At 63.9% G+C, this 22,589-nt stretch carries 19 protein-coding genes; 13 read left to right on the top strand and 6 right to left on the bottom strand.

The features are described from left to right. Position 1: 1 nt before the first annotated feature. From EOA16_RS02040 to EOA16_RS02000, 9 genes are all read left to right on the top strand, one after another. Positions 2–2,485, top strand: coding sequence for an ATP-binding cassette domain-containing protein (locus EOA16_RS02040; RefSeq protein ID WP_127255107.1), 2,484 nt, complete (start codon positions 2–4; stop codon positions 2,483–2,485). Next, positions 2,482–3,501: an ABC transporter permease gene (locus EOA16_RS02035; protein ID WP_127255106.1), complete on the top strand. Its 1,020-nt coding sequence runs from the start codon at positions 2,482–2,484 to the stop codon at positions 3,499–3,501. The genes EOA16_RS02040 and EOA16_RS02035 overlap by 4 nt, the downstream gene beginning before the upstream one ends. 110 nt (positions 3,502–3,611) lie before the next feature. Then, the gene (locus EOA16_RS02030) at positions 3,612–4,439 is read left to right on the top strand and encodes a phosphogluconate dehydrogenase C-terminal domain-containing protein (protein ID WP_127255105.1); all 828 of its coding nucleotides are present in this window, start codon (positions 3,612–3,614) and stop codon (positions 4,437–4,439) included. Between the two features lie 330 nt (positions 4,440–4,769). Next, positions 4,770–5,711 (top strand): D-ribose ABC transporter substrate-binding protein, encoded by a 942-nt coding sequence (locus tag EOA16_RS02025; protein ID WP_024502459.1) that lies wholly within the window; start codon positions 4,770–4,772, stop codon positions 5,709–5,711. 92 nt (positions 5,712–5,803) lie between these two features. Continuing rightward, the gene (locus tag EOA16_RS02020) at positions 5,804–6,448 is read left to right on the top strand and encodes a DUF2291 family protein (RefSeq protein WP_127255104.1); all 645 of its coding nucleotides are present in this window, start codon (positions 5,804–5,806) and stop codon (positions 6,446–6,448) included. Then, entirely contained in the window at positions 6,445–8,001 is a 1,557-nt protein-coding gene (locus tag EOA16_RS02015) for a sugar ABC transporter ATP-binding protein (RefSeq protein WP_127255103.1), read from the top strand. The genes EOA16_RS02020 and EOA16_RS02015 overlap by 4 nt, the downstream gene beginning before the upstream one ends. Continuing rightward, complete coding sequence (locus EOA16_RS02010) at positions 7,994–9,058, top strand: ABC transporter permease (protein WP_127255102.1); 1,065 nt, start codon at positions 7,994–7,996, stop codon at positions 9,056–9,058. The genes EOA16_RS02015 and EOA16_RS02010 overlap by 8 nt, the downstream gene beginning before the upstream one ends. Positions 9,059–9,060: 2 nt before the next feature. Then, positions 9,061–10,095, top strand: a complete 1,035-nt coding sequence (locus EOA16_RS02005) for a Gfo/Idh/MocA family oxidoreductase (protein WP_127255101.1) — start codon at positions 9,061–9,063, stop codon at positions 10,093–10,095. Further along, a complete protein-coding gene (locus EOA16_RS02000) occupies positions 10,092–11,930 on the top strand; it encodes a hypothetical protein (protein ID WP_127255100.1) in 1,839 nt (612 codons plus the stop codon). Before EOA16_RS02005 ends, EOA16_RS02000 begins: the two co-directional genes overlap by 4 nt. A 2-nt stretch (positions 11,931–11,932) precedes the next feature. Here EOA16_RS02000 and EOA16_RS01995 read toward each other — a convergent pair whose 3' ends face one another. Continuing rightward, entirely contained in the window at positions 11,933–12,646 is a 714-nt protein-coding gene (locus tag EOA16_RS01995) for a transcriptional regulator NanR (protein WP_023808899.1), read from the bottom strand. 173 nt (positions 12,647–12,819) lie between these two features. Between EOA16_RS01995 and oiaX the strand changes: the two genes are divergently transcribed. The 4 genes from oiaX (at position 12,820) to dhaL (ending at position 17,216) form a co-directional block, all read left to right on the top strand. After that, a complete protein-coding gene (gene oiaX / locus EOA16_RS01990) occupies positions 12,820–14,070 on the top strand; it encodes a 3-oxo-isoapionate-4-phosphate decarboxylase OiaX (protein ID WP_127255099.1) in 1,251 nt (416 codons plus the stop codon). Between the two features lie 4 nt (positions 14,071–14,074). Continuing rightward, positions 14,075–15,409, top strand: a complete 1,335-nt coding sequence (locus EOA16_RS01985; RefSeq protein ID WP_127255098.1) for a four-carbon acid sugar kinase family protein — start codon at positions 14,075–14,077, stop codon at positions 15,407–15,409. A gap of 131 nt (positions 15,410–15,540) precedes the next feature. Beyond that, the gene (locus tag EOA16_RS01980) at positions 15,541–16,548 is read left to right on the top strand and encodes a dihydroxyacetone kinase subunit DhaK (protein ID WP_127255097.1); all 1,008 of its coding nucleotides are present in this window, start codon (positions 15,541–15,543) and stop codon (positions 16,546–16,548) included. 26 nt (positions 16,549–16,574) lie between these two features. Beyond that, positions 16,575–17,216: a dihydroxyacetone kinase subunit DhaL gene (gene dhaL / locus EOA16_RS01975; RefSeq protein WP_127255096.1), complete on the top strand. Its 642-nt coding sequence runs from the start codon at positions 16,575–16,577 to the stop codon at positions 17,214–17,216. 22 nt (positions 17,217–17,238) lie between these two features. Here the strand turns inward: dhaL and EOA16_RS01970 are convergent, their stop codons facing one another. From EOA16_RS01970 to EOA16_RS01950, 5 genes are all read right to left on the bottom strand, one after another. After that, positions 17,239–17,676 carry an RpiB/LacA/LacB family sugar-phosphate isomerase gene (locus EOA16_RS01970; protein WP_127255095.1) on the bottom strand — a complete coding sequence of 146 codons (438 nt, stop codon included), beginning with the start codon at positions 17,674–17,676 and terminating at the stop codon, positions 17,239–17,241. 34 nt (positions 17,677–17,710) lie between these two features. After that, the gene (locus tag EOA16_RS01965) at positions 17,711–18,478 is read right to left on the bottom strand and encodes a triose-phosphate isomerase (RefSeq protein ID WP_127255094.1); all 768 of its coding nucleotides are present in this window, start codon (positions 18,476–18,478) and stop codon (positions 17,711–17,713) included. Positions 18,479–18,541: 63 nt separating this feature from the next. Further along, positions 18,542–19,480: a TIM barrel protein gene (locus EOA16_RS01960; RefSeq protein WP_127255093.1), complete on the bottom strand. Its 939-nt coding sequence runs from the start codon at positions 19,478–19,480 to the stop codon at positions 18,542–18,544. After that, positions 19,480–20,997 carry a glycerol-3-phosphate dehydrogenase gene (locus EOA16_RS01955; protein WP_127255092.1) on the bottom strand — a complete coding sequence of 506 codons (1,518 nt, stop codon included), beginning with the start codon at positions 20,995–20,997 and terminating at the stop codon, positions 19,480–19,482. The genes EOA16_RS01960 and EOA16_RS01955 overlap by 1 nt, the downstream gene beginning before the upstream one ends. Further along, positions 20,994–22,553 (bottom strand): FGGY-family carbohydrate kinase, encoded by a 1,560-nt coding sequence (locus EOA16_RS01950; RefSeq protein ID WP_127255091.1) that lies wholly within the window; start codon positions 22,551–22,553, stop codon positions 20,994–20,996. Before EOA16_RS01950 ends, EOA16_RS01955 begins: the two co-directional genes overlap by 4 nt. Positions 22,554–22,589: the final 36 nt, after the last annotated feature.

Raw genomic sequence — 22,589 nt, 5'->3', positions numbered from 1 at the left:
AATGTCCCAGCCTGTCGTCGCCGATCAGGACAGGGCCGCCGCCAAGGCGCCTGCCGCTCCAGTCCGGCAAAGCGTCGTTTCGCTCACCGGGATCACCAAGAGCTTTGGACCGACGCTCGCCAATGCAGGCATCGACCTCTGCGTCGGTGCCGGCAACGTGATCGGGCTGGTCGGCGGCAATGGCGCTGGCAAATCGACGCTGATGCGTATCCTGTGCGGTGCGATGTGGCCGACGCTGGGTTCGATTTCCTTCGCCGACGACGACGTCAACTTCGCCGACTACGGCACCGGCGAAGCGCAACGGCGCGGCATCCGCATGGTGCATCAGGAGCTTTCGCTCTGCGCCAATCTGTCCGTCGCCGAGAACTTCTTTCTGGAAACTCCCGGCGACGCTGCGAGCCGGCCCGGCTGGCGCGCACTCTATCGCGCCCGCGCCCGCGCAGCACTCGACGCCGTCTTTCCAGGCAACGGCATCGATGCCAACGCTGAAGTCGGCCACCTCTCCATCGCCGAACGGCAGATGGTGGAGATCGCGCGTGCCGCGGCAACGCCCGGCGTCAGGCTGATCGTGCTCGACGAGCCAACCTCGTCGCTCGATCTCGACCGCTCGAAACAGTTGCGCGCCTTCATTCGCGAGCGGGCAAAGGCGGGCCTTGCCTTCATCTTCATCAGCCACAAGCTGCAGGAGATCATCGACATCGCCACCGAGATCGTGGTGCTGCGCAACGGACGCACGGCATGGCAGGGCCAGGTCGCGGACGCCTCGATCGGCAGGCTTGTGCAGCTGATGGGCGGCGATGCCAACCCGGTGCACCAGCACGCCGTCTCCGCCGCCTCGGCCCAGGATGTGCTGGTGCGGCTCTCCGGCCCGCTGACATCGGAACTCGGCCGCGACATCGAGATCGTGCGCGGCGAGATCGTTGGGCTTGCCGGTCTCGAAGGCAGCGGCCAGAAGGAGCTGCTGCATGGGATCTTCGGCGCCGACGCCAAGCAAAATGGCGCGGTCACAAGACATGCGCAGGCCGGCTTCGTCGCCGGCGACCGGCAGAAGGAAGGCGTGTTCCCGCTGTGGAGCGTGCTGGGAAACATCAGCATCGGCGCACTGGCTCGCCGCCCGGCGCTGGGCCTGGTTTCCGATCGCGCCAACCGCGAGATGGCCGCCGGTGCCGCCAGCAAACTGCGGCTGGACGACAGCCGCTTCCAGTCCAACATCACCGAACTCAGCGGCGGCAATCAGCAAAAGGCGCTGGTCGCAAGAGCGCTGGTCGCCGACACCCCGATCATCCTGCTCGACGACCCGACGCGCGGCGTCGACATCGCCACCAAGCAGGATTTCTACCGGCTGTGCAACGAGATTGCGCGCAGCGGCCGCGCACTGGTCTGGCATACGACCGAGGATGCCGAACTGCTGGCCTGCGACCGCGTGCTGGTCTTCGCCGGCGGACGCATCGTCAGGGAACTCACTGGCGATGCGATCACGGAATCGGCTGTTGTCGGCGCATCTTTCGCCCAGCCGGCGGACCGGATCGCATCTGCCCGACACAAGGATGCGCCAGCGACGAGGCTCGGCCGCAGGCTGGTGGATGCGGCACCCTTCATCGGGCTCGCCACCGTGCTGGCCGTGATGATCTCAGCCAATCCGGCCGTCGCATCGATCTTCGGGCTAGATCTGCTGCTGATGCCGGCGCTGTCGCTGGTGCTGGTGACGGCGGCACAGATGTTCATCGTCGGCGGCAGCGAGATCGACCTCGGCGTCGGCGCCTTCGCCGGCCTCGTCAGCGTGCTCGGCGCCACACTGCTCTACGACCAGCCATGGCTCGGCGCGCTGGCGCTGGTGGCGGCGCTCGCCGCCTATGCCGGGCTTGGCGGGGTGATCCAGGCGCGCAAGATCCCGGCCATCGTCGTCACGCTCGGCGCGTCCTTCATCTGGGTCGGGCTGGGTTATGCGCTGCAGCCGACGCCCGGCGGCGCCAGCCCGGAATGGCTGACGGCGCTCTTTGGCTGGTCGCTCGGCTTCATGCCAACCTCCATCATCCTCATCGCGGCCGTCGCGCTGATCGTCTTCGTCATCGACCGGCTGCCGCTTGGGGTGGTGCTGCGCGGCTTCGGCAACAATCCGACGGCGATGATCCGTTCGGGATGGTCGCCGACGCGCCATGCGCTGGTGCGCTATCTCATCGCCGGGCTGTTTGCGGGTGCAGCCGGCCTGTCCCTGACGGCGATCAACACGGCAAGCGACATCAACTCCGGCAATTCGTTCACGCTGCTCAGCGTCGCCGCCGTGGTGATGGGCGGCTGCTCGCTGCTGGGCGGCATCATCTCGCCGGTCGGCGCCGTTGCCGGGGCGGTGACGCTGTCGCTGATCGGTGCGCTTCTCGGCACGCTGAACGTCAGCAGCGATTTCAACGCCGCGACACAAGGCCTGATCCTGATTGCTCTTTTGACACTGCGCAGCCTGACCGCCGACCGCAGGAGCGAACAGTGAACGCTCTGACCGTCTTCAGCCTCTGGTCGCAGAGGAACCGCTGGATCTGGGCGGCGATCGGCGTGCTGCTTGTGTGGCTGGTGCTGTCGATCGTCACCAACCGCTTCAGCCTGTCCAGCCTGTCGGGCATCGTCCTGTCGGCGTCCTTCCTGACGATTGTCGGCATCGGCCAGATGTTCGTGGTGACGACAGGGCGAGGCAACATCGACCTCTCGGTCGCCTCGGTGATCACGCTCAGCGCCTTCGTCGCGCTGCTCACCATCAAGGGCCAGGATGCCAATCTCGCCATCGGCGTTGCCGCCGCGGTCCTGCTCGGCCTTGCTGTCGGTGCGCTCAATTCGCTGCTAGTCGTCGGGCTCGGCATCCCAGCCATCATCGCCACGCTGGCCACCGGCTACGTGCTGGCCACCGCGACGCTGCTGTCTAACCGGGCGATCTCGGGCTTCGCCGTCAGCCCTGCGCTGAAATACCTGGCATCGGGCCGCATTCTGGGCGTGCCGATCATGGCGGTCATTGCAATCCTTGGCGTGGCGGCAACCTCGTTCGCGCTGCGCTACACGGTGTTCGGCCAGCTGTTGTCGGCGGTCGGCCAGAACCGCACTGCCGCGCGGCTCGCCGCCATCAGGACCGGCCCGGTGATCGCATCGGCCTTCATCATCTCGTCGGTACTGGCATCCCTCAACGGGCTGCTGCTCGGCGCCTATATCGGCGGCGCCTTCCTCGAAATGGGCCAGCCCTACCTGTTGCAGTCGATCGCCGCGGTGGTGCTCGGCGGAACGCTGATCTTCGGCGGCTCTGCAACCGCCGTCGGCACCCTGTTCGCCAGCATCCTTTTGATCCTGATCGTCACCACGATGCAGATTATCGGCCTGCCTCCCGGCGCCCAGGACATCGTGCAGGGCATCGTCGTCATCTTCGTGCTCGCGCTTGCCGGACGACAGGCGATGACGCGGCGAGCGCCGGTCGAGCCTGCAGGCGGCGACGTCGCGGTGCCGGCGGGAGACCGGCAGTCATGACCGCACCGCATTCGCCATTATCGGATTGCCAAAATCTGGTAGCGTGATTATACCAGTTGATAAGTTGACGACGGGCGATACCGTCGACCGAGATCAGGAGTAGTGACCAGATGACAACGATTGCGCTGTTCGGTGCCGGCGGAAAAATGGGCTACCGCCTGTCGACCAATTTTCGCGGATCGCCCTACACGATACGCCATGTCGAGGTCAGCGATGCCGGCCGCGAACGGCTGAAGACCGGACTGGGTTTCGATACGGTCAGCGCCGACGAGGCGCTTAAGGGCGCCGACGTGGTGATCCTGGCGGTTCCCGACACGCATATCGGCAAGGTGGCGACCAGCATCGAGAGCAAGCTGGCGCCAGGCACGATGGTGGTGGTGCTCGACGCGGCGGCACCCTTTGCCGGCCATCTGCCGAAGCGTCCGGACCTCACCTATTTCGTCACCCACCCCTGCCATCCGCCGATCTTCAATGACGAGACGGACATGGCGGCCAAGAAGGACTATTTCGGCGGCGTCAAGGCCAAGCAGCATATGGTCAGCGCGCTGATGCAGGGACCGGAAGAGGATTACGCCAAGGGCGAGGCGATCGCGAAAATCATCTGGGCGCCGGTCATGCGCTCGCACCGCGTCACCGTCGATCAGATGGCGCTGTTGGAGCCCGGCCTTTCGGAGACGGTGTGCGCCTCACTGCTGGTTGTCATGAAGGAAGCCGTCGACGAGGTCGTGGCACGCGGCGTCGACAAGCAGGCGGCGCTCGACTTCCTGCTCGGCCACATGAACGTGCTCGGCGCCGTCATCTTCGGCGAGACCAAGGGCGTTTTCTCGGACGCCTGCAACAAGGCGATCGAATTCGGCAAGCCGGTGCTGATGCGTGACGACTGGAAACGCGTGTTCGAGCCGGAAGAGATCGCCGCCAGCATTCAGCGCATCACCTGAAAGAGGACAAGCGCGCGCCGCAGCGCCTCGATGCGTCGGCGTACCGTGGCCGACGCTCGGTTCTTTCCGCTCATCAGGTACATGTCATCTGAATTTGTGATTGACTCATCATACCAGTTGGCTTAGCTGTTGATGGCTCGGATCGACAAGGTTTCGCAGGGAGTTCGAAGCCTGGGCGAGTGGAGGATGGCTGGGGAGCAACGATCCGTCGAGGGGAAGCCGACGACGGCTTTTGGGCCCGAAAGCGATCCGCCACCCGCGCCGCTGACGAATTCGGAAGCCGACAGAGGCCTTGGTTGACCAAGGCATTTTTTCAAATGGGAGGACTTCATGAAACTCACACGCAGAATGACGCTTGCGGCTTTCGCCGGCATGCTGGCGCTTGGCACGGCCGTTCCTGCCTACGCGGCGGATCTCATCGCCATCATCACGCCCTCGCACGACAATCCGTTCTTCAAGGCCGAAGCCGTCGGTGCCGAAGCCAAGGCCAAGGAACTCGGCTACGAGGCGCTGGTGCTGGTCCATGACGACGACGCCAACAAGCAATCCGAGCTGATCGACACCGCGATCGGCCGCGGCGCCAAGGCGATCATCCTCGACAATGCCGGCGCCGACGCCACCGTCGCCGCCGTGCAGAAGGCCAAGGACGCAGGCATTCCGTCCTTCCTGATCGACCGCGAGATCAACGCCACCGGCGTCGCTGTGGCGCAGATCGTCTCCAACAACTACCAGGGCGCCCAGCTCGGCGCGCAGGAATTCGTCAAGCTGATGGGCGAGAAGGGCAATTTCGTCGAGCTGGTCGGCAAGGAATCCGACACCAATGCCGGCATTCGCTCCAAAGGCTATCACGACGTCATCGACGACTATCCCGACCTGAAGATGGTCGCGCAGCAGTCGGCCAACTGGAGCCAGACGGAAGCCTATTCCAAGATGGAATCGATCCTGCAGGCCAATCCCGACATCAAGGGCGTGATCTCCGGCAACGACACGATGGCGATGGGCGCCTATGCGGCACTTGCCGCGGCGAACCGCAAGGATGTCATCGTCGTCGGCTTCGACGGATCGAACGACGTGCGCGACTCCATCACTTCCGGCGGCATCAAGGCGACCGTGTTGCAGCCTGCCTTCGCGCAGGCGCAGATGGCCGTCGAGCAGGCCAACGACTTCATCAAGAACAAGAAGTCGCCGGCCAAGGAAAAGCAATTGATGGACTGCGTCCTGGTCAATGGCGACAATGCCGCCAAGCTGGAGACCTTCGCGCTGACGAACTGAGCCCGCGCGAGATGAATAGCGAGGGGCGAACATCGGTTTCGCCCCTCGTCTCCATTTTCCGTGGATGCCGACCAAATCCTGAACAGGCCGCCATGCTGAACAACAAGCCGAACTGGCCGATCCTTGCCGTGATGGTTGGCATCAGCCTGACCGCCTGCAAGATCCTGCCGACGAAATCGGACGACGGCAACAACGCTCCCGCCTTCAATCCAGACAAGATGGTCGAGGAGATCTGGGCGGCGAAGGTCGTGCCCTATCTGCAGCAGAAAGCCGGACCGCTTCCGCAGGTTCATGCGTTGGCAACGACCGATGCCGCTTCTGCCGGCGCCAAATATGGCAATCCGAACAAGCAGGCGAATTCGCCGTGGACCTTCGCTGTTCGCCTGGAAGGCAAGATCGTCGCGGCCAACACGCAGTCGCGGGCGGCAACCGTCGATGTCGATGTCGACGGCGATGGCAAGGCCGATGCGCGGGTCCAGATCGGACCGGCGGTGCGGGGCACCGCGCTGCGCGACAGCCTGGACTTCATCCAGTTCAACGACTTCACCAATCAGATCGACTTCGCCCAGTTCGGCAAGGCGTTCAACAGCTACACCGACAAGACGGTGTTGTCGAAGCTGCCGCGCGAAGCGCTGGAAGGCCGCACCGCCAAGGTGGTGGGCGCCTATACGCTGGGCAGTGGCCAGGACCTGCCGCTGGTGACGCCGGCGGAGGCAGAGATCGGACCGAAGCCATGAGTGCTGCCGCAGAGCGCGAAATCATCCTGAAGCTCGAGGACGTCTCCAAGGTCTATTCCGGCACCGTCGCGGTCAAGCGCGCCAATTTCGAGGTGCGCAAGGGCGCGGTCAACGTGCTGGTCGGCGAAAACGGCGCTGGCAAGTCGACGCTGATGAAGATCATCGCCGGTGTCGAACGGCCGACCGCCGGCCGCATCCTGCTGGAAGGCGAAGAGGTTTCCTTCTCGTCATCGGGCGATGCGGTGAACCGTGGCATCGGCATGGTGTTCCAGGAGCTGAACCTGTTCGGCAATATGAGCGTCGCCGAAAATATTTTCGCCACCCGGGAGATTACCAACCGCTTCGGCAAAATCGACCGCGAGCAACAGGAAAACCGCGCGGCGGAATTTCTAGAACGCCTGCAAGCCGGCATACGGCCCGACATGCTGGTCGAGGACCTGCGCATCGGCCAGCAGCAGCTGGTCGAGATCGCCAAGGCGGTTTCGCTCGACGCGCGCATCCTGATCATGGACGAGCCGACCTCGGCGCTGAGCGCGGCTGAGGTCGAGATCCTGTTCAAGGTGATCGCCGACCTCAAGGCGCGCGGCGTGGCGATCGTCTACATCTCGCACCGGCTCGAAGAGCTGATCCGCATCGGCGACTACATCACCGTGCTGCGCGACGGCCGCATCACCGGCCAGGAAGAGATGAAGAACGTCGACACGCAGTGGATCGTTCGCCAGATGATCGGCTCCGACGCCAAGGACTTCGCCAAGGCCGACGGCCATCTTCCGGGCGAGGAGATCTTCCGCGCCGAGGAGATCTGCCTGCCGCGCGCCACCGGCGGGCTTGCCGTCGACCATGTCTCGCTATCGCTGCGTGCCGGCGAGATCCTCGGCATCTACGGCCTGATGGGCGCAGGGCGCAGCGAATTGTTCGACTGCATCATGGGCCGTCACGGCCATTCGACGGGCGAGATCTTCATTGGCGGCATAAAGGTCAAGGAGCGCGATACGACGCGGCGCATCCGGCGCGGGCTGGCGCTGATCCCCGAGGATCGCCAGCGCGAAGGGCTGGTGTCGATCCTCTCGGTCGCCAGCAATTTGACACTGGCCAGCCTGTCGCGATTTGCCCGCCTATTCCATATCCGTGGCGCCGCCGAAAGGCAGGCGGTGACGCAAATGGTGAGGGAGCTGGCGATCAAGGTCGCCGACCCGGCGCAGGAGGTGTCCTCGCTGTCGGGCGGCAACCAGCAGAAGGTGGTGATCGGCAAGGCGCTGCTCACCGAACCCAAGGTGCTGCTGATGGACGAACCCAGCCGAGGCATCGATGTCGGCGCCAAGGCCGACGTCTTCCGCACCATGCGCAAACTGTCCCGCGACGGATTGGGGATTTTGTTCGCCACCTCCGACCTCGATGAGGTGATGGCGCTGTCCGACCGCATCGCAGTGATGAGCAACGGAAAACTGACCGGCATATTCGATCGCACTGAAGCGACGGAGGCGGCACTCGTCGCCGCGTCGGCGCTTGGCCACGGACCGGCCCCATACACGGAGAGCCCCGCCCATGACTGACATCCCAGCCAAGGCGTCAGTTCCTTCGGCTTCCAGCGGCTCGGTGTTGTTGACGCTGATGAAGCTCAGGACCTTCATCGCGCTCATCGCCGTGCTGATCTTCTTCTCGATCGCGGCGCCGAATTTCCTGTCGACCGCCAATCTGATCCTGATGTCGAAGCACGTGGCACTGAACGCGTTCCTGGCGATGGGCATGACCTTCGTCATCATCACCGGCGGCATCGACCTTTCGGTCGGCTCGATCGTCGGCCTGTGCGGCATGGTGGCCGGCTATCTCGTGCTCAACGGCATCGACCTGCAGATCGGCTACACCATCTATTTCAACGTCTTCGAGATCGCGCTGATCACGCTGGCCGTCGGCATATTGATCGGCGCCGTCAACGGATTGCTGATCACCAGGCTGAACGTCGCGCCGTTCATCGCCACGCTCGGCGTGCTCTATGTCGCGCGCGGCCTGGCGCTGCTGTCGTCGGACGGCCGCACCTTCCCCAACCTCGTCGGCAAGCCGGAACTGGGCACCACCGGCTTCGGCTTCCTCGGTGCCGGCCGGCTGCTCGGCCTGCCGGTGGCGATCTGGATCCTGATCGTGGTTGCGCTGGGAGCCGCCTATCTCGCCAAATACACGCCGCTCGGCCGCCACATCTTCGCCGTCGGCGGCAATGAAAGGGCGTCGCGGATTTCGGGCGTCCGTGTCAACATGGTGAAGATGTTCGTCTATATGTTCTCCGGTTTCTGCGCGGCGATCGTCGGCCTGATCATCTCGTCCGAGCTGATGGCCTCGCATCCGGCAACGGGCGAGAGTTTCGAGCTCAACGCCATTGCGGCGGCAGTGCTCGGCGGCACCTCGATGTCGGGTGGTCGCGGCACGATCGGCGGCACCATCGTCGGCGCCTTCGTCATCGGCATTCTTTCGGACGGGTTGGTGATGATGGGTGTGAGTTCGTTCTGGCAAATGGTGATCAAGGGCCTCGTCATCATCGTCGCCGTCGTCGTCGACCAGGCACAGCGCCGGCTGCAGAGCCGGGTGACGTTGATGCAGATGGCAAAGGCAGGCTGAGCATGGCGGAGTTGCGGGGAGCCGTGATTGGCTGCGGCTTCTTTGCCGTCAACCAGATGCATGCCTGGCGCGACATAGCGGGCGCCTCGATCGTCGCCATCTGCGACCGCGATCCGGAACGCCTCAAGATCGTCGGCGACCAGTTCGGCGTTGCGAAGCGCTACACCGATGCGGCGGAACTTTTTGCCGGCGAAAGCCTGGATTTCGTCGATATCGCCACCACTGCGCCCAGCCATCGCCCGCTGGTCGAAATGGCGGCCGCCCATCGCGTTCCGGTGATCTGCCAAAAGCCGTTCGCGCCGACGCTTGCCGACGCCAAGGGGATGGTCAGGGCCTGCGCGGAAGCCGGCGTGCCGCTGATGGTGCATGAGAATTTTCGCTGGCAGTCGCCAATCCAGGCGGTGCGGGCCGTGCTCGACAGCGGCGAGATCGGCACGCCTTTCTTCGGGCGTATCTCCTTCCGCTCCGGCTATGACGTGTTTTCCGGTCAGCCCTATTTGGCGACGGGAAAACGCTTCATCATCGAGGACCTCGGCATCCATATCCTCGACATCGCCCGTTTCCTGCTCGGCGACGTGTCTGTCATCACCACGCGAACGGTGCGCATCAACCCCGGCATATCAGGCGAGGACGTCGCGACGATGCTGATGGATCACAACAGCGGTGCGACGTCTGTGGTCGATTGCAGCTACGCGACGAAGCTCGCCACGGAGCCATTTCCCGAAACGCTGATCGAGATCGACGGCAGCGACGGCACGATCCGGCTGGCGCAGGGCTACCGACTGACTGTCACCGGCAAGAGCGGCACGGCCGTCACCGACGTCTCGCCGCCGCTGCTGCCATGGGCGTCGCGGCCCTGGCACAACATCCAGGAAAGCGTCGTCGCCATCCAGCAGCATTGGGTCGATTGCCTGGTAAAGGGCCTACAACCGGCGACCTCGGGCGCGGACAATCTCAAGACGTTCGCGCTGGTCGAGGCAGCCTATGCTGGGGCCGCGAGCCGGCAACCGGTGCAACTCGACGCCTTGCTGAAATGACCGACGACGCCTTCCTCCTTTACGGCACGCGTGCGGTCGAGGCCGAGCCGGTCAGGCTCAGCGCAGGCGCGCTCAGCGCCGACTTCGTCAACGGCAATCTGCGCACCATCCGCCGTGGCGGCACCGAAGTGCTGCGCGCCATCGCCTATATCGTCAGGGACCGCGACTGGGGTACCTACGAACCGGTGCTAACGGACCTGATCATCGACCAGGGTGCCGACGTTTTTTCGGTCAGCTATTCGGCAAGCTGCCTGGCCCCCGATGGAAGCCGGCTCGGCTTCCGCGCCACCATCAAAGGCTCTGCCGATGGCCGTCTGGTCTTCGACGTAAGCGCCCTTCCCGAAAGCGATTTCGAAACCAACCGTTGCGGCTTCTGCATCCTGCACCCGATTGCCGACCTCGCCGGCGGCCCGGTCACAGTCGAGCACACAGACGGCAGTGTGATGGCGACGAAGCTTCCCGAACTGATCGACCCCTGGCAGCCTTTCAAGGATATCCGCGCCATCACCCATCAGGTTCGGCCTGGTGTCGCTGCCGAATGCCGGATGGAAGGCGATACATTCGAGATGGAAGACCAGCGCAACTGGTCGGATGCATCCTACAAGACCTATGTGCGGCCGCTGGCGCTGCCCTGGCCCTATGTGCTGCCTGCCGGCCATCCCCTGCGCCAGACGATCAGCCTACGCATCACGGGTGAAGGTAAAGCCCCGGCTGCCGCAGTGGCCAGCGAACCGGTCCGCGTCGAACTCGGCGAGGCCGGACCAAGGCTGCCCGATGTCGGCGTGATCATCTATCCCGAGGATGTCGAGACGGCACTGGCGAACCTTTCCACGCTCTCGACACTCGGCCCACAACAGCTGCTGTTCCATTACGATCCGACGCGCGGCCATGGGCTCGACGCCTTGCGCGCTTTCGCCCGACTTGCAACCGCTTGCCCAGCTGAAACGACCCTCGAATGCGTCGCTGCCTGCGCTGGCGATCTTGACGCCGAGCTGTCAGGCGTCGCCGGCTTGGTGCGTCGGGCCGGGCTGAAGCTTTCGGCCATTGCCGTGTCGCCTTCGGTCGACCGGCAGTCGACGCCGCCGGGCAGCGCGTGGCCGGATTGCCCGCCGCTCGACGACGTCTATGCCGCGGCGCGGCGCGCCTTTCCCGATATCCGCCTCGGCGGCGGCATGTTCAGTTATTTCACCGAACTCAACCGCAAGCGCGTGCCGGCGGACCAGCTCGATTTCATCACCCATTGTACCTGCCCGATCGTGCACGCCGCCGACGATCTCAGCATCATGCAGTCGCTGGAAGCGCTGCCTTTCATCACCCAATCGGCGCGGGCGATCTTCGGGGCAAAACCCTATCGGATCGGCCCGTCGACGATTGCCATGCGTCAGAACCCCTATGGCGGCGCGACCAAACCCAATCCCGAGGGACAGCGCATCGCCATGGCCGACAGCGATCCTCGCCATGCCGGCCTGTTCGCGGCGGCATGGACGATCGGCTATGCCGCGTGCGTCGCGCCCGCTGGACTGGAACAGCTCACGCTCTCCAGCTTCACTGGACCCTTCGGCGTGCTGGCGTCATCCGGAGAACCCGTCGTGGAAGGATCGCCCCGACCGCTCTTCAAGGCCATCAGGGGGCTTTGCGAACTGGCCGGCCTTGCGCACGTGGCGGCAAGGACGAGCGATGAGACCAAGGTGCTGGCGCTGGCTGGGCGCTCGGCCTCAGGCGACACTGTCGTGTGGCTGGCGAACTTGACGGCGGACGACGTGCCGGTCGACATTTCAGCTTTTGGCCGAGGCCATCTCGTCATGACGCCTTACGCGATCGTTCGGATCGGCTGAAGTTACTTTTCGGAATTCATCACGTAGAGCGCGCGCGAGCGTTCGAGATGCTTGATCATCGCCTTCTCGGCGCCGTCGGCATCCTTCTTCTCGATGCGGCCGATGATCTCTTCGTGCTCGGTGAGCGTGAACTTTTCCTTGCCGGTCCAGATCAGCATCTCGGTGTGATATTCCTTCAGCCAGCCCAGCATCGCCTCGCTGACGGCGACATAGATAGGGTTGCCGGAAATCGCCGCGATCTGGGTATGGAATTTCATGTCGGCGGAGATGAAGGCTTCGGAGTCGCCCCGGAAGCCCCGTTGTTCGGCAACGGTTGCCCGCAGCCGCTGCACATCCTCGGCGGTGGCCTTTTCGGCGGCTTCCCTGACCATGCCGCGTTCGAAGAAGATGCGCGCGGTCTTCAGGTGTTCCAGCGTGTCCTTCGACGACGACAGGATGATCTTGGCGGCGCCGTCGACCTGCTTGATGATCGACTTGGCGGTGAGCTGCAGCACCTTGGCGCGTTCGCCATGCGAGATCGCGACCAGGCCCATATTGCTCAGCGCCTGCATCGCCTCGCGAATCGCCGGCCTGCCGACCTCGAAGCGCTCCATCAGTTCGCGCTCCGACGGCATGTCGTCGCCCGGCATCAGCTCGCCGCTGGTGATCAGGCGTTTCAGCCGCAAGAAGACCTCATCGGAAAGCTTGCGCCGGACAATCGGTTCCGAACGGTTCATCGTCGCGAATCACTCCCTTGACCCGGCCCTATCTAACACTGCCGCCGCAATTCCCGGAATTGCCGTCTGTCGATCCCGCTGCCGATATGACTTGCAATACTTATGTACTCATTATACCAGATTTGAAACACCAGTGAACCTTTTTCGAACGCCTCGGCTTGAAACAGCGGACCATGATCACCCTCACCTACCGCATCGAAACGCCTGGAAGCATCGAAGCGCTGGCGGCCAAGATCGCCAGCGACCAGTCGACCGGTACCTTCGTCGCGCTGCCCGGCGAGACCGAGGAACTAAAGGCCCGGGTAGCGGCGCGCGTGCTGGCGATCCGGCCTCTGCCCGACGCCGAGCGGCCATCGCTGCCCGATGACGGCAACGGGCCGTTCAAGCGTGCGGATGTAGACATCACCTTTCCGTTCGATGCCATCGGCACCGACCTTTCGGCGCTGATGACCATCGCCATCGGCGGCACCTATTCGATCAAGGGCCTCACCGGCATTCGCGTCGTCGACATGAAGCTGCCGGAGGATTTTCGCGGCGCGCATCCCGGTCCACAGTTCGGTGTCGCCGGCAGCCGCCGGCTAACCGGTGTGACGGACCGCCCGATTATCGGCACCATCGTCAAGCCTGCGCTCGGCCTGCGGCCACATGAGACGGCGGCAATGGTGGCGGAACTGATCGCCGCCGGCGTCGATTTCATCAAGGACGATGAGAAACTGATGAGCCCGGCCTATTCGCCGCTAGCCGAGCGGGTGAATGCGATCATGCCGCTCATCCTCGATCACGAGCAGAAGACCGGCAAGAAGGTGATGTATGCCTTCGGCATTTCGCACGCTGATCCGGACGAGATGATGCGCAACCACGATCTGGTGGCGAAGGCTGGCGGCAATTGCGCTGTTATCAACATCAATTCGATCGGCTTCGGTGGCATGGCGTTCCTAAGGAAGCGCTCCAGTCTGGTGCTGCATGCCCACCGCAACGGCTGGGACATCCTGACCCGTCACCCGGGCCTCGGCATGGACTTCAAGGTCTGGCAGCAGTTCTGGCGGCTCCTCGGCGTCGACCAATTCCAGATCAACGGCATCGCCTCGAAATACTGGGAGCCGGATGACTCTTTCGTCGAATCCTTCAAGTCAGTGACGATGCCGATCTTTTCACCCGAGGACTGCGCCTTGCCGGTGGCGGGCTCCGGCCAGTGGGGCGGTCAGGCGCCTGAGACATATGCGCGGACCGGCCGGACCGTCGATCTTCTCTATCTCTGCGGCGGTGGCATCGTCAGCCATCCGGACGGACCGGGCGCCGGCGTGCGTGCCGTGCAGCAAGCCTGGCAAGCAGCGGTCGACGGCATTCCGCTGGCGGACTTCGCCTTGAACCATCCCGAACTGGCGCGGTCGATCGAAAAATTCGGCGACGGCAAGGCAGCCTGACGCCATGCAGAACCTGCTTCTCAGCTATTATGGCGACGACCTGACCGGCTCGACCGACGTCATGGAAGCGCTCGAGCTCGGTGGCGTATCGACCGTGCTGTTCATGCGCCAGCCGGACGCGGCCCTGCTGTCCCGGTTTGGCCATTGCCGGGCGATCGGGCTGGCCGGCACCAGCCGCAGCGAGGCGCCGCAGTGGATGGATACGCATCTGCGCGACGCCTTCGCCTGGCTGAAGACGCTCAACGCCGCGATCTGCCACTACAAGGTCTGCTCGACCTTCGATTCCAGCCCGACGATCGGCAGCATCGGCCGGGCCATCGAAATCGGCCGCTCGGTGTTCGCGCAGGACAGCGTGCCGCTGCTGGTCGGCGCGCCGCAGCTCAAGCGCTACACCGCCTTCGGCCATTTGTTCGCCGCCTATCGCGATCGATATTTCCGCATCGACCGCCACCCAGTGATGAGCCGCCACCCGACGACACCGATGGATGAATCCGATCTGCTGATCCATCTGTCGCGGCAGACGGCGCTGAGTTCCGGGCTGGTAGACCTCGCGACGCTGCAGTCCGCGTCACGGTCGGCGGCGTTCGATCGCCTGATCGGAAACGGCGCCGCCATCGTGCTTGTCGATGTCGACAATCTGGAAACCCAGGCCTTGGCCGGCAAGGAGCTGTGGCGCGTTCGCAAGCCCGGCGGTTCTTTTGTCGTCGGCTCGTCCGGGGTCGAGTATGCGTTGCTGGGCGAATGGGCGTCGAATGACATTGTCGGCGATGGACAAGGTTTCATGCCGCCGGGCGCTGCCGACCGAATAGCTGTCGTGTCGGGCAGTTGTTCGCCGACCACCGAACGGCAGATCCGGCATGCCCTGACTGACGGTTTCGACGGCATCGAGGTCGATCCCGTCGAACTGGTTTCGGAGGCTTCGCAGCAGGCTATCACGCGCGCAATGGCAAGCGGCCGTGCCAGTCTGCAAGCCGGGCGCAGCGTCATCCTCTACACCGCGCTTGGCCCCAGTGCCGACAGGGGCGCCGAAATCGACCGGCAGGAAGGCGCCCGCCACAAGCTTGGCCGCGGCCTTGGAGAAATCCTTCGAGCGCTGACGATCGAACAGAGCCTGCGACGCGTGGTCATTGCCGGCGGCGACACGTCGAGCCATGCACTCGGCGAAATGGGTGTCGATGCCCTGACAATCCGCATGCCGCTGCCCGCTTCGCCTGGCTCGCCGCTCTGCGTTGCCCACTCGCGCGTCAAAGCGATCGACGGACTGGAGGTCGCCCTCAAGGGCGGCCAGGTCGGAACCGATCGCTATTTCTCAGCCATCCGCGACGGCCTCGGCACTTGAACCAGGCGACACCTGGATTTCAGGTGCCGCTGTGCGAGAGCACTTCAACACGCGAAATGCGCCTTGCCGGGTGGAAATCCCGGTAACACCCGGTATTATCTGCGAAAATGCCGAAATCGGGAGGATGCCGGGTGCAGACCAAGAAGATCATCAACGATGGCAACCGCGCCGTCGACGAGATGCTGGAAGGCATCCTGGCAGCGCATCCCCGCCATCTCAAAAGCGTGGACGGCAGTCCACGCTCCATCGTCGCCCGCGACGGACCGCGCCAGGGCAAGGTGGGCCTCGTGATCGGCGGCGGCTCGGGCCACGAGCCGAGCTTTCTCGGCTTTGTCGGCAAGGGATTGGCTGACGCTGCGGCCATCGGCAATGTCTTTGCCTCGCCGCCGCCGGACCCCATCCTCGAATGCGCCAAGGCAGTCAGCGGCGGCGCCGGCGTGCTCTTCATGTACGGCAATTATGCCGGCGACGTGATGAATTTCGACATGGCGGCCGAGATGGCCGCCATGGACGACATCGAGGTGCGCACGGTGCTGAGCACCGACGACGTCGCCTCGGCACCGCGCGACCAGCGGCACAAGAGGCGCGGCGTCGCCGGCAATTTCTTCATCTTCAAGGCGGCCGGTGCCGCCTGCGACCGGATGTTGTCCTTCGACGAATGCGAGCGCATCGCCGGCAAGGCCAACGACCACACCTTCACCATGGGGGTGGCGCTGTCGCCCTGTTCGCTGCCGCAGACACGCCGGCCGAATTTCGAGATCGGGCCGGATGAGATGGAGATCGGCATGGGCATCCACGGCGAGCCCGGCATCGCGCGCGAAAAGTTGAAAACAGCCGACGAGATCACCGACGAGATGCTGGACAGGATCCTCGACGAGATGGCGCCGGCGCGCGGCGACAAGGTCGCGGTGCTCGTCAATTCGCTGGGCTCAACGCCGCTGATGGAACTCTACATCATGAACCGGCGCGTGAAGCAGAGGCTCGATCAGATCGGTGTGTCCATACACGCAAGCTGGGTCGGCAATTACTGCACCTCGCTCGAAATGGCCGGGGCCTCGATCACTCTGCATCGGCTGGACGGCGAGTTGCAGACGATGCTGGACCACCCCTGCGACTGCGCCATGTTTCGCGCCGGCTAAACCCACTTCTGTGGCAAGGACTAGACATGACGACAATCGACACCTCCCACCTTGTCGCGATGTTCGCGGCGATCGCAACCGCAATGTCCGCCGACAGGGACCGACTATGTGCGCTTGACGGAGTTATCGGCGACGCCGACCACGGCATCGCGATGGAGCTTGGATTTTCCGCGGCACGCGATGCAGTCGCCGCACTGGACACCGAGACCACCGATCCGGCCACCTTGCTGAACACGGCGGCAAAATCGTTCCTGAATGCCGTCGGCGCCTCCTCAGGTCCACTCTATGCGACCGCGTTCATGCGCGGCGCGGCAGCGGTCAAGGGCAAGGCGACGCTCGACGACGCGGACGTGGTCGCCCTGTTCCAGGCCATGGCCAAGGGCATTCAGGATCGCGGCAAGGCAGAGCTTGGCGAAAAGACGATGATCGATGCATGGGTGCCGGCCGCACAGGCGGCGGGCGAAGCGCTGACCTCCGGCAAGGATCTGGCGGGCAGTCTCGAAGCTGCTGCACAAGCGGCAAAGGCAGGCGCGGAAGCGACCAAGGCAATGGTCGCCACCAAGGGTCGGGCCTCCCGCCTTGGCGAGCGTTCGCTTGGCCATATGGACCCGGGTGCCGCCTCCGCCGTGACCGTGATCGAGGCGATGCGGGTCGCCTTGACCACATGATCAGCAACGGACCTTCCGCGCCTCAGCGCTTGGCGTCGAGCTTGTCGATGGCCTGCACGTTTGTGGCGGAGGGGCCGTTCGGATCGAACTCCGAGGCCAGCCATGCGTCGGCGATCGATTTCGCCAGTTCGGGACCGATGACGCGCGCGCCCATGGTGATGATCTGGGCGTTGTTGGACTTGGCGGCGCGCTCAGCGGAATAGGTATCGTGCGTCAATGCGGCGCGAATGCCCGGCACCTTGTTGGCGGAGATGCTGACGCCGATGCCGGTGCCGCAAAACAGGATGGCCCGGTCGTAGTTGCCGTCGAGAATTTCGTGGCCGACCGCAGCAGCGATATCGGCGTAGAATCCGGCCTGGCTGAGGTCGACGACCTGCAGCTCCGGTTTGCTGGCGAGATGCTTGGCGATGACGTCGAGCAGTGGCTTGCCGGCGCTGTCGGCTCCGAGTGCGATCTTCATGATGATGAACTCCTTTTCTTCCGTGTCGTAGCAGTCAACGCGCGATGGCGGCCGACGCCTTTTTCAGAATGTCGATGTAGCCTTCCGCTTGCCATGCCGAGCGGCCAATGAACAGACCATCCACATGCGGCTGGCCGATCAATTCGGCCGCGTTGCCGGGATTGACGCTGCCGCCATAGAGCACAGGCGGGGCAATCGGCAGCCGGTCGGCGGCAACCTTCTTGATCAGCTGCTGCTGCCTGTCGGCGTAGTCGGCGCTTGCGGGAATGCCCTTCTCGCCGATCGCCCAGACGGGCTCGTAGGCAAAGAGGATTTCCGCCTTCAGTTGATCGCCGCTCAGCTCTTGCAGCGCGCCGAGAACCTGTGCCGTTAACACCGCCCCGGCGCGGCCTGATTCACGCTCAGCCAGCGTCTCGCCGACGCAAATCAGCGGCACGAGACCGTGCCTGACAGCCGCCGCCGTTTTCAGTCCCACAGTCGCATCCGTCTCGCCGAAATGCTCGCGGCGCTCGCTATGGCCGAGTTCGATTACATCCAGCCCGCAATCTTTCAGCATCACCGGCGAGACTTCGCCCGTCCAGGCGCCGGCGTCAGCCCAATGCATGTTCTGGGCGCCGACCTTTACGTGGGTGTTGGCCAGCGCCGCTTTCACCTGCCGCGCAGCGGTAAACGGTGGAATGACGAAAGGTTGTACCGCCTGATCGAAACCCGGCACGAAGGCCGCCAACGCATCGGCGAACTGCAGCGCCTCCACCAGCGTCTTGTTCATCTTCCAGCTCGTGCCGACCCAATATGGGGCCATTCTTTTTCTCCTTCGATACTTTTCCGGCCGACATCGGCGCCGGCTTTCGGGCGGCGTATTCGTTCAGGCCCGAGGCTTGAGACTGTCGCGGCCGCTGTCGACGTAAGGCGCCCAGAAATCCACAGACTCGCGGATCATCTCGATAACCTGATGATCGACTGGTTCCCTCTCCCTGAAGGAAAGTTCAAGGCAAATTTCATTGTCGGTTCCGCCGCCCTGCCGGACCGCATCCAGCAGCTTCTGCGGGACTATGCGGCCGTCCTTGTTGTAGGCGGCCGTGAACGGCCAGTGCCCGCCCTTGTTCATGGAAGACTGCTTGATGTGGATGATCGGCGATTGCAATGGAAACGCTTTCGCCCAGGCATAGGGATCGGTATCGGCAGGATCGGGTGAGGTCACGTCGCCATGATCGATATCCACCATCATCTGCATCGGGATAGGCAGCTTCGCGGCATCGATGGCGCCTTGCAGCGTGACGCAGCTTTCGATCGTGTGGCCGAACTCGCGACCCACCGACATCGGCTCCCAGAACAGATAGGACAGGCCCGCCGCCTTGGCGTGTTCGGCCACCTCGCGCCAGCATTCAAGCGCGATGTCGAGAAGCGCTGCCCGCCGTTGCGGATCGTCAAAGTCCTTGTAGGTGAAGATGGCGAACTGCGTGCCCATGCCTGAGGCGCCGAGTTCGGCGGAAATGTCGGCGAACGTCTTGAACCAGTCGACATAGTAGTGCCGGACATCCGCGTCCGGATGGCCGAAATGATTGAGCCGGCCATAGGGTCCGGTCATGCCGGAGGTGATCCTGACACCGGTCCGCGACAGCGCGCTGTTGAACAGGCGCAGGAATTTGACAATCGCCGCCGCCGGCCAGCCCGGATTGACGAATTCGTGCGTCAGTTGCACGTCGCGGATGCCGATGCCATAGGCGATCGCGTCGATCAGATCGTCCGGATCGGCGAAGCGGTTGACCAGCGGATTGGTGTTGAGGGAAAGCGTGAAGGCCATCAGTCCGCCCTCGCCATGATGTTGGAGAACCAGTCTTCAAATGTCTTGCGCTCGGCTGCATTGATATGCAGGCCATGTTTTGTGCGGCGTTCCAGTATATCGGCAGGAGTGCTTGCCCATTCGGTCTCGACCAGGAACCTTGCCTCCCGCTCATAGAGATCGGGACCGAAACGGCGGCCGAGATCAACCTCGCTTTGCGCGCCGGCGAGCAATTGTCTGGCACGGGTTCCATAGCTTCGAGCGTAGTGCTTCACCAGCGACGGGCTGAGCCATGAAAACTCGGAATGCAGATCGCTCAGGAACTGCTCGAAGTCCGCATTGGGGAGGTCGCCCCCCGGCAAGGGAATTTTGGCCGTCCAGGCTTTCTTCATCGCCGGAAAGAACGGCTGGATCTTTTCCAGCGCGTGTTCGGAGAGCTTGCGGAAGGTGGTGATCTTGCCGCCGAACACCGAAAGCAGCGGTGCGTTGCCGTTGGAGGCGTCGAGTTCGAAAATATAGTCGCGCGTCACCGCGCTTGGATTGTCGGCATTGTCGTCATAGAGCGGACGCACGCCCGAGAAACTGTAGACCACGTCTTGTGACGTCAGCTGCCGCTTGAAATAGCGGTTGACCACCTTGATCAGGTAATCGACTTCGCTTGCCTCGGCAGCCACTTCCTCGGGCCTGCCTTCATAGGGAATGTCGGTCGTGCCGATCAGCGCCAGATCGTTTTCATAGGGGTTGACGAAAATCACCCGCTTGTCGCTGTTCTGGATGAGATAGGCCTGCCGTCCCTCCCAGAATTTGGGCACGACGATATGGCTACCCTTTACAAGCCGAACATTGCGCGTCGAATTCTGCCCGGCAACGCGGCTGACAATGTCGTTGACCCAGGGCCCTGCCGCGTTGATGAGCGCGCGCGCGAGGACTTTCGTGACGGCGCCCGTGCGGCCGTCCTGCATGTCGATCGACCACAGTCCGTTTTCTCGGCGGGCCGCGACACAGGCGGTGCGCGTGAGCACTCTGGCGCCGCGCTGCCTGGCGTCCAGGGCGTTGAGCAGCACCAGGCGCGCATCGTCGACCCAGCAGTCGGAATATTCGAAACCGCGCCTGAATTCGTCCTTGATCGGCGCGCCTTCGGGTGCCGTCCTGAGGTTCAGCGTTCTTGTCCCCGGCAGGCGTTTACGGCCGCCAAGGTGGTCGTAGAGAAACAGGCCGAGCCGGACCAGCCATGCCGGCCTGTCTTGCGGGCTGTGCGGAAGAACGAAGCGCATCGGCCAGATGATGTGCGGCGCCGCCTCGAGCAGCACCTCGCGTTCGATCAGCGCTTCGCGAACCAGCCGGAATTCATAATATTCGAGATAGCGCAGGCCGCCATGCACCAGCTTGCCAGAGCGCGAACTGGTGCCCTGGGCGAGATCGTCTTTTTCGCACAGGATGACGGACAGCCCGCGACCTGCCGCATCACGCGCTATGCCTGCCCCATTGACGCCGCCGCCGATCACGAAGAGATCGACGACATCTGTTGTATTGCTCAAGATCTTGCTCCTGTGCGGTGCGCCATGCCCTTCCACACCGGTCGAAGCGCCTGGCGCGCCGCAACGAAGGAAGGGAAGAGCGCATCGTAGGTTTGCGACAGCGCCTCGTCATAGGCATCGCAGTCGCCGAGAAGCGGTGTCACCCACTCGGCGGCGCAGTCTTCCATGGAGCCATAGACGCCGAGCCCGACCGCGGCCATCATCGCGGCACCCGCAGCACCTGCTTCCTGGCGGCTGCTGGTGCGCACCTGCGCCCGGGTCGCCGCCGCGATGATGCGGCGTAGCGACGGGCTGCGTGCGGCGCCGCCCGACAGGCGGATCTCGCTCGGCACGGCGCCCATCGCCTGGTAGCAATCACGGGCGGCGAAGGCCAACCCTTCGAGCACGCCGCGTGCCAGATCGCCAAAGCCATGCTTGACCGAAAGGCCGATGAAGCCGGCGCGTGCGTCAGGGTCGACGAAAGGCCCTCTTTCACCGGCCAGCGATATGTAGGGCTGGTAGATCAGCGATCCCGGCTCCGATGCTTCCACCCAAGCGTCGAGGGCCTTCAGCAACTCGTCATGGGAAGGCTTGCCGCCAGCCGTCGTGAGCACGTCGCGCGCAAGGCCAAGCACCCAGTCTATGTTGAGCGTCGCCGCCATGTTGGATTGCAATTGTGCAAAGGCGCCCGGAATAGGCATGGCGATCGTGTAGCCGGAGCCATCGTCGTTCAGCACGACATCGTCGGGAGTGGCGGCGAAGCGCGTGTGTATGCCGGTCGAGCCGATGACCGTGCAGCCGACATTACCCGAGGGATCATAGAGGCCGGCTCCAAGCGCTGTCATGACCATATCGACGTAACCCAGCACCACCGGCGTGCCTTCGAGCAGGCCAGTCTCCGCCGCCGCCGATCGCGACAGCGGATGATGGTCGGTGGTGCCTTCGAGCATGGGAGGCAACAGGCGGCGATGCGTCGTCAGATCCAGGATGTCGAGGGCTTCGTCGGAATAGGTGCGCGACCGAAAATCGCCGAAGGTGAAGGTTCCCTCGGAGGGATCCGTGGCGCGTTCGCCCGTCATCTTGAAGTAGAGCCAATCCTTGCAATGCAGTGCGGTCGCCGCCCGCTCCAGCATGTCGGGATGGTTCTTTTTCATGAAGGCAAGCTGGGCGCCTTGCTGGCAGGAATTCAGCCCCGTGCCGGTCAGATCGAACCGCCTGCGATCCCGGGGATCGGCGCGCATCTCGTCCACCAAATGTCCGGCGCGGGCGTCGAGCCACAGCCAGGCGCGCGAGACAGGCAAGCCGTCGCCATCGATCAGCCAGGTTCCGTCGCCCTGCCCGGTGATGGCCACCGCCGCGGTTCGTTGCGCGAGGTCGGGAATCTTGGCCGCGAGATCGCGAACGGTCCGCGCCATGTCGCGCCAGGTCTGATCGAGGTCCTGCTCGGCGCCGCCGCCTTCCAGCGTGACGAAGCTGTTGGGCACCGACGTCATGGCGAGCTGCCGCCCGGACAGATCGAAAGCGATCGATTTGATCACCGACGTTCCCGCGTCGATGCCGATCAGCAGGTCTTTCATGCCGCAAATTCCGATTGGTTTCGAAGGCAGTTCACG

Source organism: Mesorhizobium sp. M7A.F.Ca.US.008.03.1.1, assembly GCF_003997495.1.
Taxonomy (GTDB): domain Bacteria; phylum Pseudomonadota; class Alphaproteobacteria; order Rhizobiales; family Rhizobiaceae; genus Mesorhizobium.
Note: the sequence above shows the minus strand (reverse complement) of the source record. Positions and strands in the feature narration are given on the sequence as shown.

Bases quoted from the DNA above. Each gene is read 5' to 3' on its own strand.
- EOA16_RS02040 (WP_127255107.1), top strand. From the start codon at position 2: ATGTCCCAGCCTGTCGTCGCCGATCAGGACAGGGCCGCCGCCAAGGCG.
- EOA16_RS02030 (WP_127255105.1), top strand. From the start codon at position 3,612: ATGACAACGATTGCGCTGTTCGGTGCCGGCGGAAAAATGGGCTACCGC.
- EOA16_RS02025 (WP_024502459.1), top strand. From the start codon at position 4,770: ATGAAACTCACACGCAGAATGACGCTTGCGGCTTTCGCCGGCATGCTG.
- EOA16_RS02020 (WP_127255104.1), top strand. From the start codon at position 5,804: ATGCTGAACAACAAGCCGAACTGGCCGATCCTTGCCGTGATGGTTGGC.
- EOA16_RS02015 (WP_127255103.1), top strand. From the start codon at position 6,445: ATGAGTGCTGCCGCAGAGCGCGAAATCATCCTGAAGCTCGAGGACGTC.
- EOA16_RS02010 (WP_127255102.1), top strand. From the start codon at position 7,994: ATGACTGACATCCCAGCCAAGGCGTCAGTTCCTTCGGCTTCCAGCGGC.
- EOA16_RS02005 (WP_127255101.1), top strand. From the start codon at position 9,061: ATGGCGGAGTTGCGGGGAGCCGTGATTGGCTGCGGCTTCTTTGCCGTC.
- EOA16_RS02000 (WP_127255100.1), top strand. From the start codon at position 10,092: ATGACCGACGACGCCTTCCTCCTTTACGGCACGCGTGCGGTCGAGGCC.
- EOA16_RS01995 (WP_023808899.1), bottom strand. From the start codon at position 12,646: ATGAACCGTTCGGAACCGATTGTCCGGCGCAAGCTTTCCGATGAGGTC.
- oiaX (WP_127255099.1), top strand. From the start codon at position 12,820: ATGATCACCCTCACCTACCGCATCGAAACGCCTGGAAGCATCGAAGCG.
- EOA16_RS01985 (WP_127255098.1), top strand. From the start codon at position 14,075: ATGCAGAACCTGCTTCTCAGCTATTATGGCGACGACCTGACCGGCTCG.
- dhaL (WP_127255096.1), top strand. From the start codon at position 16,575: ATGACGACAATCGACACCTCCCACCTTGTCGCGATGTTCGCGGCGATC.
- EOA16_RS01970 (WP_127255095.1), bottom strand. From the start codon at position 17,676: ATGAAGATCGCACTCGGAGCCGACAGCGCCGGCAAGCCACTGCTCGAC.
- EOA16_RS01965 (WP_127255094.1), bottom strand. From the start codon at position 18,478: ATGGCCCCATATTGGGTCGGCACGAGCTGGAAGATGAACAAGACGCTG.
- EOA16_RS01960 (WP_127255093.1), bottom strand. From the start codon at position 19,480: ATGGCCTTCACGCTTTCCCTCAACACCAATCCGCTGGTCAACCGCTTC.
- EOA16_RS01950 (WP_127255091.1), bottom strand. From the start codon at position 22,553: ATGAAAGACCTGCTGATCGGCATCGACGCGGGAACGTCGGTGATCAAA.